Here is a 13,252-nt window from a genome sequence, read left to right as displayed (position 1 = left end):
GCGCGGAACGCGCGGCACGAACTCAGCCCGGGTAGAAGGGCACAGCCGAGGAACCGCGGCCGACGTTGACGCCCCCCTGCACCCGCCACACCGAACCCGAGTCCGAGGAGGTCCACATACCGCCGGCGTCCACCACGATCACCGGACGGCTCGGCGCCGCCGTGACGGCCGTGACCGGCGCGGTCAGGTTGGCCGCGTTGTAGCGGTTGAACACCGGGTCGCCGTCGGCGGCGACCTGCACGACCGGCGACGCCGGCGACGAGGTGGCCACCACCAGCTGGTCCTGCAGCAGCCAGTCCACGCCGACCACGCTGGTCAGCGTGTCCGGCAGCAGCAGCCGGGGCGAGCGCAGCGCCACCGTGTCCGAGTTGGGCGTGCGGACGACCGCGCAGACGATGAGCTGCGAATTCGCGATCACGGCCGCCCGGGTGCCGTCCCGGGACAGCCGCAGGTCGGTGATCTGGCCGAACTGGCTCAGGTCGTTGCTGTTGACCGGGCGCGCCACCCAGGTGCCGTCGGCGGACTTGACCACGCGGGCCACCCGGCTGCCGTCGGCGACGGTCCACACCTCGTTGCTGGGGTCGGTCGCCGAGTCGGCCGAGACCCAGGTGGGCCGGGTCAGGGTGGTCGCGGTCAGGTCGACCACCGGCGCGGACTGGGTGAGGCCGCCGACCCGCAACTCGGCGTTGGCCCCGGGCTTGCTGACGGTGGCCAGCTCGGTGCCGTCGATCGACTGGGCGGCGGTCTGCACCACGTAGCTGCCGTTGCCGGCCGGCCCGTTCAGCGGCTTGCCGTCGGCGAGCTGCTTGATCCGGCCGTCCTGCACGAGCAGGCCGGTCAGGTCGGGGCCGGGGCTGGTGCCGATGTCGTAGGCCGGCAGGTCGCCGACCCGCCAGTCCAGGCGCTCCGGCGACAGGGCGGTGCCCTCCACCTCGACGCGGATGCGGTTGTTGGTGACCACCGCCAACGACTGCACGATCTGGGCGATCATCAACTTCACGTTGCCCGGTGAGCCCGTGTCGCCGGGGCGGCTGAGGTTGACCAGCACCGCGCCGTCGCCGGTCTCGTTGCCGCCGGTCTCCAGCGCGGCGTCACGGCCGAGCGCACTGGTGACCGCGCCCTGCATGGCGTCGGACGGCCCGGCGAGCAGGAGGTCGATCACCCGGCCCGGCAGGGTGCTGGCCGGCTGCGCCACGATGTAGCGCAGGTCGGGCACGAGCACGCGCTTCTGCGGGTCCAGGAAGTACACCCGGGTCTGCCGGTACACCTCGTTGAACCGGTCGAGCGTCATGTACACGCCCGGCGGCGGCGAGCTGATCCGCCACTGGCCGTCCTGCTTGTCCAGCTCGATGGTCAGCGCGTTGGGCGCGGACGCCGGCACGAACGCGTAGTCGGCGCCGAGGCGGCCGATGATCTGCGTGGTCAGCAGGACCTTCGCGTGGTCGGGCTTGGTCTGGTCCGGCAGCGTGTTGTAGGTGTTCTGGATGATCGTGATCGAGGAGGCCGGCTGCCACTTGGCCTGCGCCGCCTTGGTCAGGTACGGCCGGCCGGCGGCGTAGCTGCTGGTCGGGTCGGCGTTGGCCTCCAGGAACGCCCGCACCAGGTCGGCCGGTTGCAGGCCGGGCGCCGGGTCGGGCACCGGCGCCGCCTTGCCGCCGGCGTCGCCGGCGGCGATGCCCTGCGCCGGCGTCTCGTCCGGAATGGCCGCGCACCCCGTGACCGTCGCGAGCGCCGTGAGCAGCGCGATCAACAGCAGCATCGGCCGGGACCGCCGGATCACCGGGCCTCCCCCGCGGACTTCGAGGCGAACTCGGATTCGGCGGCCCCGGACTCGCGTGGCCGGCCACCGGGCCGGTCCGACACGCCGTCGCGTTCCCGATCGGAGCCGGCGGACGCCGATTCGGCCCGGCCAGGCAGGTGGTCGAACTCGGGATCGACCCGGCCCGGCACGTCGTCGAGTTCGGGATCGCGGTCGTTCGAGGCTGCCGGCTCGGCCTGCCCGGGCACGCCGTCCAGCTCTGGGTCGGGGCCGATCGTGCCGCGTTCCACCGCGGGCGCGGTGTCGTCGTCGGCCGGGTGCCAGGCGATCGACGGCTCGGCGCCGGACTCGTCCAGCTCCACCGACTCGGCGGGCTGCCAGGTGATGATCTCCTCGACCTCCGCGTCGGCGTCGACCTCGGCGACGACCAGGGGGCTGACCTCGGCCTCCTCGTCCTCGCGGACCGGCCGCTCCTCCTCGGGCGGCAGGGCCAGGGGGCTGTCCGTGAGCTCCCAGCCCTGCCGACGCGGCAGCGTCAGCCGGAAGCAGGCGCCCTGGCCGGGCTCGCCCCACGCCTCGAGCCAACCGCCGTGCAGCCGGGCGTCCTCGACGCTGATCGCCAGCCCGAGGCCGGTGCCGCCGGTGCGGCGGTTGCGGGACGGGTCGGCCCGCCAGAACCGGTTGAACACCAGCTCGGCCTCCCCCTCGCGAAGGCCGACGCCGAAGTCCCGGACGACGATGGCGACGGCGTTCTCGTCGGCGGCGACGCGGACCCGCACGGGCAGGCCCTCGCCGTGGTCGACGGCGTTGTTGAGCAGGTTGCGCAGAACCCGTTCGACCCGCCGGGCGTCGACCTCGGCGGGCACCTCGACGTCGGGCAGGTACATCTCGACGGCACTGCCGGAGCTGGCGGCGACGGGACCGACGGCGGCGACGGCGCGCTCGACGATGCCGCGCACGTCGACGAGGTCGGCGGTGAGCTCGTCGACGCCGGCGTCGAGCCGGCTGATCTCCAGCAGGTCGCCGAGCAGCGCCTCGAACCGGTCGAGCTCGTCGACGAGCAGCTCGGTGGAGCGGGCGAGGCCGGCGGGGAACTGCTCGCGGGAGGCGTGCAGCACGTCGGCGGCCATCCGCACGGTGGTCAGCGGGGTGCGCAGCTCGTGCGACACGTCGGAGGTGAACCGGCGCTGCAGCAGGCCGAACTCCTCCAGCTGCCGGATCTGGGCCTGGATGCTCTCGGCCATCTCGTTGTACGACTCGGCCAGCCGCGCGACGTCGTCCTCGCCGATGACCTGCATCCGGTCGTCGAGCTTGCCGTCGGCGAACCGCTCGGCCACCTCGGCGGCCTGCCGCACCGGGCGGACCACCTGCCGGGTGACCAGGTTGGTGATGCCGGCCAGCAACAGCAGCAGCACGATGCCGCCGACGATCAGCGTGTTCTGCACGACCTCGGTGGTGTGCTGCTCGGCGGTCAGCGGGAACAGCAGGTACAGCTGCACCGGGTGGTTGGCGCTGGGCACCTGCGCGCCGACCATGAGCATCGTGGTCGGCACGTTGTCGCGCATGACGGTGTGGATCCGGCTGGCGATCTCGTCGTTGAGCACGAACCGCTTGAGATCGTCGGGAATGTCCTGGTAGTGGGCCGTCGCGGTGACGTTGCCGGCCCCGTCGAAGGTCCGGGCGTCGGCCAGGATCGGCTCGAACGCGCCCGCCGACGAGCCGTCGACGTTCGCGGAGCCGCTGCTGGTCAGCGAGTTGAGCGCGGCGTTGAACCGGGTGATCAGGCTGTCCGGGCCGGGGCTGACGCCGACCAGCTGGTGCTGCACCGCCTTGACGCTGGCCCTGATCTGCGTGGTCGCGGCCTGCGTCTTGCTGCTCAGCATCTGGTCGGTGATCTGCGACTGCAGCACCATGCCCAGCACGAAGACGACGGCCGAGGACAACGCGAGCGTGCTCACCACCACCCGCAGCTGCAACGACCGCCGCCACAGCTCACTGGCCCGCTGCCAGCGCTCCCGCACCAGGGTCGGCGCCTCCTGCACCCACCGAGTCACCGGCCTGGTGTCGACCCGCATCCGTCAGACCCCGATCACGGAGGACCGGCCTTGTACCCGACGCCACGGACGGTGAGCACCACCTCGGGGTGCTCGGGATCCTTCTCGACCTTGGACCGCAGCCGCTGGACGTGCACGTTCACCAGCCGGGTGTCGGCCGCGTGCCGGTAGCCCCACACCTGCTCGAGCAGCACCTCGCGGGTGAACACCTGGCGCGGCTTGCGGGCCAGGGCCACCAGCAGGTCGAACTCCAGCGGGGTGAGCTGGATGGCCTGCCCGTCCCGGGTGACCTCGTGGCCCGGCACGTCGATGGCCAGGTCGCCGATGGCCAGCACCTCGGCCGGCTCGGACTCGGTGCGCCGCAGCCGCGTGCGGATGCGGGCGACCAGCTCCTTGGGCTTGAACGGCTTCACCACGTAGTCGTCGGCGCCGGACTCGAGGCCGAGCACGATGTCCACGGTGTCGCTCTTGGCGGTGAGCATCACGATCGGCACGCCGGACTCGGCCCTGATCGCCTTGCACACGTCGATGCCGTTCATCCCGGGCAGCATCAGGTCGAGCAGCACCAGGTCGGGTTTGAGCTCCCGCAGCGCCGGCAGCGCCCGCGCGCCGTCGGCGACCACCGCGGTGTCGAACCCCTCACCGCGCAGCACGATGGTGAGCATCTCCGCCAGGGCAGGGTCGTCATCGACCACCAGGACGCGTGCCTTCATGCCTACCATCGTCGCACTGCTGGCCGGACGGCCGCGCGCACCCCAGCGATCAACACTCCGGTCGCCACCGGCAGCGATCGGTCCGTTGCGCTCCGCCGTGCTGCTCCAGCGGTCGGTCATGAGCAATCACCCACCCTCGTCCCCGTCGGGTTCACGAGCTACAGCGTGTAACGCTCACGGTTCGTTACCGACGTTATAGTTGAATCTTAAACAAGGGGTTCGGGAGGTAACGATGGCGATCCGCCGGCTCAACCACGCGGTGCTGTACGTGCGCGACACCGACCGCAGCGTCGCCTTCTACACCGAGGTGCTCGGCTTCCGGGTGGTGCACCAGTTCCCCGGCGCCGCGTTCCTGCAGGCGCCGGACTCCGACAACGACCACGACCTGGGCCTGTTCCAGGTCGGCCCGGACGCCAAGCCCTCCGGCGCCGGCAAGGAGACCGTCGGGCTCTACCACCTGGCCTGGTCGGTGACGACGCTCTCCGACCTCGCCGCCCACGCCGACCGGCTGCGGGAAGTCGGCGCGCTGGTCGGCGCGTCCGACCACGTGACGACCAAGGCCCTCTACGCCAAGGACCCCGACGGCATCGAGTTCGAGGTGTCCTGGCTGGTGCCGCTGGACCGGGTCACCGACGCGATGCGCCAGTCCTCCGGCACCGGCCCGCTCGACATCGACGCGGAGATCGAGCGCTGGGGCGCAGACCTGGTGGGGGCTCTCTAGGGCAGAGCAGGCCGGCGGCCGGAGCCGGGAAAGCGGGGCCCGCTAGCCGAGCAACTGCTCGGCGAGGGCCCCGAAGTCGGCGCCGGCAACGCCGTCCACGACCGTCCAGGGCGCGAGCCAGCCCGTCTCGACGAACTGGTCGTAGACCACGGCGCAGCGGGCCTGCAGGCCGTCGTCGGTCTCGTAGCTGTCCCGCTCGCGCTCGGTCTGCTCGCGGCCGGCGGCGCGGGCGGCCGCCACCTCGACGGGGACCCGGAGCAGCAGCTGACGGTCGGGAAGCGGCAGCCCGAAGCGATCGACTTCAAGGTCGTGAACCCAGCGCACGAAATCGCCGTTTACATCCTCATGCAGCCGCGCCGCCCCGTATGCCGCGTTGGACGCGATGTAGCGATCCAGCAGCACGACGTCGTGGGCGGCGAGGGCCTCGCTGATCACGGGAAGGGCGGCCTGGCGGTCGAGGGCGAACAGCACGGCCATGCCGTGCACGGACTTCACGAGGTCGCCGAGCCGCAGGTACATGGCGTCCCGAACCAGGTCGGCGTGCACGTCCTCGCCGTAGCGGGGGAAGGCGATCCGGGTCGCCGTCGCACCCCGCTTGTCCAGCTCCGCCGTCAGCGCGTCGGACAGCGTCCGCTTGCCGGCGCCGTCAAGTCCCTCGATCACGACCAGCCTCGCCACGGGCGCCCACCCTACGGACTTAACCGATCGGGTGACGAAACGGCCCTGGTTGGACGGGACTCCAGCGGCTGGGCAACCTATCGTGTTCGTACCCGCGCCAGACGTAGCCGCAGATGGGAAGGGCCGTGGGCGGAGTCGACTACTACGAGTTGCTGGAGATCAAGCCTGGCGCCTCCCAGGCGGAGATCAAGTCTGCCCACCGCTCGCTGGTGAAGGTGCTGCATCCGGACGCGGGCGGCAGCCAGATCATGTTCCGGCTGGTCCAGGAGGCGTACGAGACGCTGTCCGACCCGGCCCGACGCGCCGCCTACGACCAGCGGCGCGCCCGCGGCGTGCCCGAGCAGCGCCGGCCGCGGCCGGCGCCGGAGTGGGAGTCCTGGGAGGAGTACCAGGAGGAGGCGGCCTACGCCGAGCGCGAGGAGCGGCCGCCGGAACCGCCGCCGAAGCCGGCGGGCTTCCCGTCCGGCCTGCGGGCGATCCCGACCGACTCGATCCCGTGGTGGCAGCGGGTCAACCCGGACGCCAAGGTGCACTGGCGGCCCGGCTTCGGCTGGGCGCAGCGCTGGTTCTTCACCGTCGCGGCGGTGTGGACGGCGCTGCTCGTCGGCACCGTCGTGCCGATGCTGGCCAGCGGCTTCTCCTTCGTCGCGGTGATCGTGATCGTGCCCATCGCGTACGTGGCCGTGACGATCGCCGGCAAGGCGACGCCGAAGTTCCTGGCCGTGATCACCTACATCTGGGCCGCCGGCATGGCCGCGCTGGGTTTCTACGCGATCACCACCGGCGCGCTGTCCGGCGTCGCCGTGGTGCTGTTGGCCGCGGGCGTGTTCGCGTTGCCGCCGCTGGGCCGCTGGTACCTGTCGTCCCGGGTGACCGAGCGGATCTTCACGCACGAGTTCCGCACGTTCAACCTGTTCGGCGCTCCGGGCACGCGGCTGCTGCCGTCCGAGGAGGAGCCGGTCAAGGACTGCACCAAGAGCGAGTGGATGACGCTGGACCTGCTGTCCGGCTACCTCGGCCAGATCCCGGCCGCGCGCATCTTCCACGGTCTGGCCTGGCCGGGCTCGTCCCGCGCCGAGGTCGACCACGCCGTGCTGTGCGGGCGGAAGCTGCTGCTGATCGAGTCCAAGATGTGGCCGGCCGGGCACTACACCAGCGACGGCAACGGCGGCCTGCTGCGCGACGGCGAGAGCTTCGAGGGAGCGAAGCTGCGGCTGGCCCGGACCGTCGCGGCGTACCAGATGCTGCTGCCGAAGGTCCAGGTCGAGGGCATCGTGCTGGTGCACCCGGACGAGCCGGGCCTGGTGACCTGCCGGCTGCCGGACGGCATGCCGCTGGAGGTCGTCAGCCCGGAGACCTTCGTCTGCCACATCGGCGGCCGGCTCGCGAACGAGCCGGCCGTGGTGGAGCGCGACGTGTTCCTGACCCTGTTGGACCAGGTCAAGCAGTAACATGCCGCGCGTTCCGCGCGGAGCTTCGGCGGGGCCTCGCGAACATGTGATGCCGGCCGGGCAGCCGCTATGGCGTGCTCGCGGGGCACTGACGGACCGCCAGCACGTCCGGGCCGACCACCGTGACGCTCGCGGACGCGATGGTTTCGGCGCTGGCGTCGCCGGAGCCGTCGGAGGAGATCCGGAAGTCCGACTGGCCGTTCTCCCGGTGCGCGAACTTGGCGTCCTTGACCGTGATCGTCACGTCCTTCCACGTGCCGGTGCCGGTCTTGGTGATGCGCTTGGCGTCCGCATACGACGCGTTCACGGAGTCGTACTGGACGACGAACGTGTCCGTGCCGCTGTCGAGGTACCGCACGGTGATGGTCGCCTCGTACGGGCCGGTGCCGGGGATGACCCGCTGGTCGGCCTGGAAGTACAGGTACCGGTAGTCGCCCCAGTCGTGGGCGTGCACCATCTTCCGGGCCGACACGCCGCCGACCTCCACCGGCGCGGTCGCACCGTCGTTGGCGTACTCGATCTGGGTGAGCCCGCAGTCGGTGTTGGTCGCGCCGAGCGCGCTGCACCCGGTCGCCGTGTGGTCCGTCCCGGCCACCGCGAAGTACGACGTGGCGCGCTGCTTGTCGCCGAAGTCGACGCTCACCGGGTAGATCCCGTTCGCCCTGGCGGTCACCGTCACGGGAGCGGTCGCGGTCCCGTTCGCCGGCACCAGGAGCTGCCCTCGTGTCATCGACGCCGTGACGTCCGGCGGCACGGTCAGCGTCCACTGCACCTGCACCGGGCGGTCCGTCACGTTCCGGGCGCCGACCTGGAACGTGTTCTGCGTGGACGTCCCGAGCGGCGTCACATAGCCGAGCGCCGGCGCCTCACCGTCGCGATAGGACTTGGGCGGCGCGGCCGTCCAGTCGGTGCCCTCGCCCAGCCGGTACTGGACGCGCCCGCCCCAGGCCAGCAGGTCGGACGGCAGCCAGGACCGGTTCCAGGTGACGCCGTTGACCGTCATGCCCTGGATGTGCGGGCCGGTGCCCTGAGTGTCGATCACAATCCGCCGTCCGGTGCCGGTCCTGATCTCCACGTGCGGGAACAGCGGCGTGTTCACGGCCAGGTCGGTCGTGCCGGGCGTGACGGGGTACAGCCCGAGCGCGGACCACACGTACCAGGCGGACTGCGCGCCGAGGTCGTCGTTGCCGGGCTCGCCGTCGGGGGTCGCCGCGAACAGCTCGCTCTGCACGCGGCGCACCACGTCCTGCGTCTTCCACGGCTGGCCCAGGTAGTTGTACGTCCACGGCACGCTGAACATCGGCTCGTTGCCGGCCCAGTAGTACGGCTGCACCGGGCCCACGTTGAGCTTGGTGAACAGGTCGTCCAGGCGCTTGGTCGCGGCGTCGCGGCCGCCGACCGCGCCGATCAGTCCGGCCAGGTTCTGCGGCACCATCCACGTGTACTGGGCGGCGTTGCCCTCGGAGTAGCCGGTCGGCGCGAACTGGCCGGGCGGCGGCGGAACGAGCACGGGCTCGGCCGGGAACGCGCCGTCGGCGGCGTGCTGGCGGACGTAGCCGGTGGTCGGATCGAACACGTGCTGCCAGTTCTGGCCCCGCTTGGCGAAGATCGCCGCGGTGTCGTCGTCGCCGAGGGCGTCGGCGAACCGGCCGATGGCGAAGTCGTCGATGGCGTACTCCTCGGTCATCGACACGTTCTCGTCCGCGCCCATCGGCACGTAGCCGAGCTGCTGGTACGCCACGACGTTGGGCCGCTCCTCGTAGCCCCAGCCGACCTTGCCGTCCTTGGTCGCGCCCTTGACGAGCTGGGCCAACGCCCTGCCGGTGTCGAAGTCCCGCGCAACGAACGCGTAGGCGCCGGCGATGATCGGCGCGACGGAGTCGCCGTTCATCACGCCGGACTCGTCGTTGTAGACCGGCCACTTCGGCAGCCAGCCGTACTGGTCGGCGTCGTTGACCAGGGACTGCATCATGTCGGACGTCTCGTCCGGGGCGAGCATGGCCAGCAGCGGGATCTCGCAGCGGTAGATGTCCCAGCCGGAGAAGTTGGCGTACTGGGTACGCCCGCCGGTGTTGTGCACCTTGCCGTCGAAGCCCGGGTAGCTTCCGTCGACGTCGTTGAACGTCACCGGGTACTGCAGCGAGTGGTACAGCGCCGCGTAGAACGTTTTCAGCTGCGCCGGCTGGCCGCCGCCGATGGCGACGCGGCCGAGGTAGGACGCCCAGCGCGCCTTCGTCGCCGCCTGCATGCCGTCGAAGTCCCACGCGGGCGCGTCGGCGGCGAGGTTCTTCACGGCGCCTTCCACGGAGACGAAGGAGATCGCCACCTTCGCCTTGATGGTCGCGTCCTTGCTCGTGTCGAAGTCGAGGGTCGCTCCGACCTGCGGGCCGGCGATCTGCGGGCCGGCGAGGCCGCGGGCCTTCTCGCCCGGCGTGACGACGTTCGGCACCGCCGCCGCGCGGCCGCTCCAGGACGACTTCGCGGTGAACGGCCGGTCGAAGGTGATCACGTAGTGGACGGTGTACTTGTTGCCCTGGCCGCAGAATCCGCCGGAGGTCGCCGAGCCGGTGACGGTGCGGTCGTCGGGGAAGGCGACGTCGGCGTCGGTGTTGCCGTTGAGGCTGCCGCCGGCCTTGACCAGCACGTGTGCGGGGGCGTTCGGCGGGAAGGTGAACCGGCCCTGGCCGGCCCGCAGCGCGGTGGTCAGCTCGGTCCTCACGCCGCCGGCGGTCACCGCGTAGTAGCCGGGCGAGGCTTGCTCACCTGTGTGCGTGAACGGCTCCTGCAGCGACCACGGCGTCGCGCCGACGTCGCCGCTGACCGGCAGGATCGGCACGTCACCGAACTGGCGGCAGCCGACGGAGGCGTGGGTGAGGCTGAAGCCCTTGATCGTCTTGTCCTCGTACGAGTAGCCCGCGTAGTGGTCGGCGGTGTCCGGACTCCACTGCAGCATCCCGAAAGGCGTGCTGGGACCGGGAAAGTTGTTGATCTCCCCGACCGCCGCACCGGCGGAACCGGTTCCGATCATCGGGTCCGTGAGCGCGACCGGATCGGCGAGGGGCGGCTGGCCGGCGATGGCGGGCGGCGCGAGCAACGCCAGCGCGAGCAGGGCGAGGACCACCGGGCGCATCGGACCCCCAAGACGGTGACAACGATGACAGCGTCGTGACGACAGTGTCGGACCGTTGTCGCGAGCCCGACAAGTGATCGTCAAAAACCGGCACGGCGGCGCGCAAGAGGCGCACCGGACACGTCACCCGGAGGGGCAACTATCAATCACCAAAACGAGTGACTAGTCTAGCGTCCACTTCAGACACGGCAGGCCGGGAGATGGGTGGTGCCGCGTTGGCCGGCGAGAGCCTGGACGCACCGAGTGAAAAAGTGCACCCGACCGGTGGACTGCCGCCCACGCTAGCCACTGCGCTGCGTGACGGGCCGTTCCACCAGGCGCTACACCAGGCGATCACCCACCGCGGGCTGCCGCTGGCCCGACTCCGAGCGGCCCTCGACGAGGCCGGCACCCACATCGGACAGTCCACTCTCAGCTACTGGCAGCGTGGGCTGCGCCGGCCCGAGATGCCGCGCGCCACCGAAGCCGTGCTGGCCCTGGAACAGGTGCTGGACCTGCCGTCCAACTCCCTGCTCGGGCTGATCGAGCCGATGGGCGAGCACTCCGGGCGGTCCACCAGCCTGGCCGCCGAGGAGTTCGAGGCCGACCTGCGCAACGCCTGCCTCGACGTGCTCGCGCTGCACGAGGTGGTCACCGTCAACGCCGCGCGCACCCGACGGTCGGTGCTGAGCCGGCTCGTCGTGCGCGGCCGCACCGACGGCGCCGACCGCTACCTCGCACTGCACCCCGCCGACGAGCAGGGGCACGTCGAGCACTCCGCCGTGCACACCGGCGAGGGCTGTCGGGCCGGGCGGATGCGCAAGCGCGGGCCCGACGGCTCCGTCGCGTTCGAGCTGCTGTTCGACCGGCGGCTGACGCCCGGCGAGATCCACGTCTTCAGCTACACGGTGATCGACACCGCCACCGGGCAGACCGGCGGGCACTTACGCCGCTTCCCGTCCGCCGCCGGCAACTACCTGCTGCAGCTGCGCTTCCACCGTGGCGTGCTGCCGGCCCGCTGCTTCCGTGAGCAGCACGGCGACGACATCGTGCACGACGAGCTCAGCTACGGCCTCGACGGCGTGGTGAGCGCCTACTTCGAGCCCGTCGACTGCGACCGCGCCGGCATCACCGTGCACTGGGGCTCCGGCGCCGGCGGCGCCTGAACGTTCGGAAGGGGGCGTTCCTGGCGTTCAACGCCAGGAACGCCCCCTTCCGAAGACCTCAGTAGCGGTAGGCGTTGGGCTTGAACGGGCCCTCGACGTCCACGCCGATGTACTCGGCCTGCTCCTTGGTGAGCTTGGTCAGCTCACCGCCGAGCGCCTCCAGGTGGATCTTGGCCACCTTCTCGTCCAGGTGCTTGGGCAGCACGTAGACCTCGTTGTCGTACTCCTTGTGCTTGGTGAACAGCTCGATCTGCGCGATCGTCTGGTTGGAGAAGGAGTTCGACATCACGAAGCTCGGGTGGCCGGTGGCGTTGCCCAGGTTGAGCAGCCGGCCCTCGGACAGCACGATGATCGACTTGCCGCTGGGGAAGACCCACTCGTCGACCTGCGGCTTGATGTTGATCCGGCGGATGCCGGGCACCTTGGCCAGGCCGGCCATGTCCAGCTCGTTGTCGAAGTGGCCGATGTTGCCCAGGATCGCCAGGTGCTTCATCTCGGCCATGTGGTGGGCCATCACCACGTCCTTGTTGCCGGTGGTGGTGATCACGATGTCCGCGATCGGCAGCACCGACTCCAGCTTGGCCACCTGGTAGCCGTCCATCGCCGCCTGCAGGCCGCAGATCGGGTCGATCTCGGTCACGATGACCCGAGCGCCCTGGCCGGCCAGCGACTCCGCGGCGCCCTTGCCCACGTCGCCGTAGCCGCAGACGACCGCGACCTTGCCGCCGATGAGCACGTCGGTGCCGCGGTTGATGCCGTCGATCAGCGAGTGCCGGATGCCGTACTTGTTGTCGAACTTCGACTTGGTGACCGAGTCGTTGACGTTGATCGCCGGGAACAGCAGCTCACCCGCGGCGGCCATCTGCGTCAGCCGCAGCACGCCGGTGGTGGTCTCCTCGGTCACGCCGCGGATGCCCTGACCGATCTTGGTCCACTTCTGGTTGTCGGCCGCGAGGCTGTTGCGCAGGACCTCGAGGATGACCTTCCACTCCTCGGCGTCGTCCTCCTCGGCCTGCGGCACCACGCCGGCGGCCTCGTACTGGGTGCCCTTGTGCACCAGCAGCGTGGCGTCGCCACCGTCGTCGAGCAGCATGTTCGGGCCCTGGCCGTCCGGCCAGGTCAGCATCTGCTCGGTGCACCACCAGTACTCCGGCAGCGTCTCGCCCTTCCAGGCGAAGACCGGCACACCCTTGGGCTCCTCCTCGGTCCCGTGCGGGCCGACCACGATCGCGGCCGCCGCGTGGTCCTGCGTGGAGAAGATGTTGCACGAGGCCCAGCGCACCTCGGCGCCGAGCGCGACCAGCGTCTCGATCAGGACCGCGGTCTGCACGGTCATGTGCAGCGACCCGGAGACGCGCGCGCCCTTGAGCGGGTAGACCTCCGAGTACTCCCGGCGCAGCGCCATCAGGCCGGGCATCTCGTGCTCGGCCAGCCGGATCTCCTTGCGGCCGAACTCGGCCAGCGACAGGTCCGCGACGGCGAAGTCGACACCATTGCGGGTTTGCAGCTTCGGCGGGGCGATCGCCGTCATCGTGGAGTCCTCCAGAACCAGTAGGTCGTCGGCCATGCACACTAGTCGGTCCGCCACGCCGGAGACTCGG

At 70.9% G+C, this 13,252-nt stretch carries 8 protein-coding genes and 1 pseudogene; 3 read left to right on the top strand and 6 right to left on the bottom strand.

Annotated features, from left to right (window positions below):
* Nucleotides 1-22 precede the first annotated feature (22 nt).
* The 3 genes and pseudogenes from BJ998_RS49230 to mtrA form a co-directional block, all read right to left on the bottom strand.
* Nucleotides 23-1,780 carry an LpqB family beta-propeller domain-containing protein gene (locus tag BJ998_RS49230; protein WP_184864958.1) on the bottom strand — a complete coding sequence of 586 codons (1,758 nt, stop codon included), beginning with the start codon at nt 1,778-1,780 and terminating at the stop codon, nt 23-25.
* A gap of 446 nt (nt 1,781-2,226) precedes the next feature.
* Nucleotides 2,227-3,834, bottom strand: a pseudogene (gene mtrB / locus BJ998_RS23770) (MtrAB system histidine kinase MtrB); the annotation flags it as partial.
* Nucleotides 3,835-3,848: 14 nt separating this feature from the next.
* A complete protein-coding gene (gene mtrA / locus BJ998_RS23765; protein ID WP_116172900.1) occupies nt 3,849-4,526 on the bottom strand; it encodes an MtrAB system response regulator MtrA in 678 nt (225 codons plus the stop codon).
* Between the two features lie 232 nt (nt 4,527-4,758).
* Here mtrA and BJ998_RS23760 point away from each other — a divergent pair, with 232 nt between their 5' ends.
* Nucleotides 4,759-5,247 (top strand): VOC family protein, encoded by a 489-nt coding sequence (locus BJ998_RS23760; RefSeq protein WP_184864954.1) that lies wholly within the window; start codon nt 4,759-4,761, stop codon nt 5,245-5,247.
* A gap of 42 nt (nt 5,248-5,289) precedes the next feature.
* Here BJ998_RS23760 and BJ998_RS23755 read toward each other — a convergent pair whose 3' ends face one another.
* Nucleotides 5,290-5,925: a dTMP kinase gene (locus BJ998_RS23755; protein ID WP_184864952.1), complete on the bottom strand. Its 636-nt coding sequence runs from the start codon at nt 5,923-5,925 to the stop codon at nt 5,290-5,292.
* Between the two features lie 125 nt (nt 5,926-6,050).
* Here BJ998_RS23755 and BJ998_RS23750 point away from each other — a divergent pair, with 125 nt between their 5' ends.
* Nucleotides 6,051-7,376 (top strand): J domain-containing protein, encoded by a 1,326-nt coding sequence (locus tag BJ998_RS23750; RefSeq protein ID WP_184864950.1) that lies wholly within the window; start codon nt 6,051-6,053, stop codon nt 7,374-7,376.
* A 67-nt stretch (nt 7,377-7,443) separates the two neighbouring features.
* Here the strand turns inward: BJ998_RS23750 and BJ998_RS23745 are convergent, their stop codons facing one another.
* A complete protein-coding gene (locus tag BJ998_RS23745) occupies nt 7,444-10,506 on the bottom strand; it encodes a GH92 family glycosyl hydrolase (protein ID WP_184864948.1) in 3,063 nt (1,020 codons plus the stop codon).
* Between the two features lie 215 nt (nt 10,507-10,721).
* Here BJ998_RS23745 and BJ998_RS23740 point away from each other — a divergent pair, with 215 nt between their 5' ends.
* Nucleotides 10,722-11,651, top strand: coding sequence for a hypothetical protein (locus tag BJ998_RS23740; RefSeq protein ID WP_184864946.1), 930 nt, complete (start codon nt 10,722-10,724; stop codon nt 11,649-11,651).
* Nucleotides 11,652-11,709: 58 nt separating this feature from the next.
* On the opposite strand, the gene ahcY is transcribed toward BJ998_RS23740, so the two are convergent.
* Entirely contained in the window at nt 11,710-13,182 is a 1,473-nt protein-coding gene (gene ahcY / locus BJ998_RS23735) for an adenosylhomocysteinase (RefSeq protein WP_184868891.1), read from the bottom strand.
* Between the last annotated feature and the right edge of the window lie 70 nt (nt 13,183-13,252).

The sequence above is a fragment of the Kutzneria kofuensis genome, from assembly GCF_014203355.1.
GTDB classification, from domain to species: domain Bacteria; phylum Actinomycetota; class Actinomycetes; order Mycobacteriales; family Pseudonocardiaceae; genus Kutzneria; species Kutzneria kofuensis.
The sequence above is the reverse complement of the archived record's forward strand: the minus strand, read 5'-3'. Positions and strand labels throughout refer to the sequence as shown.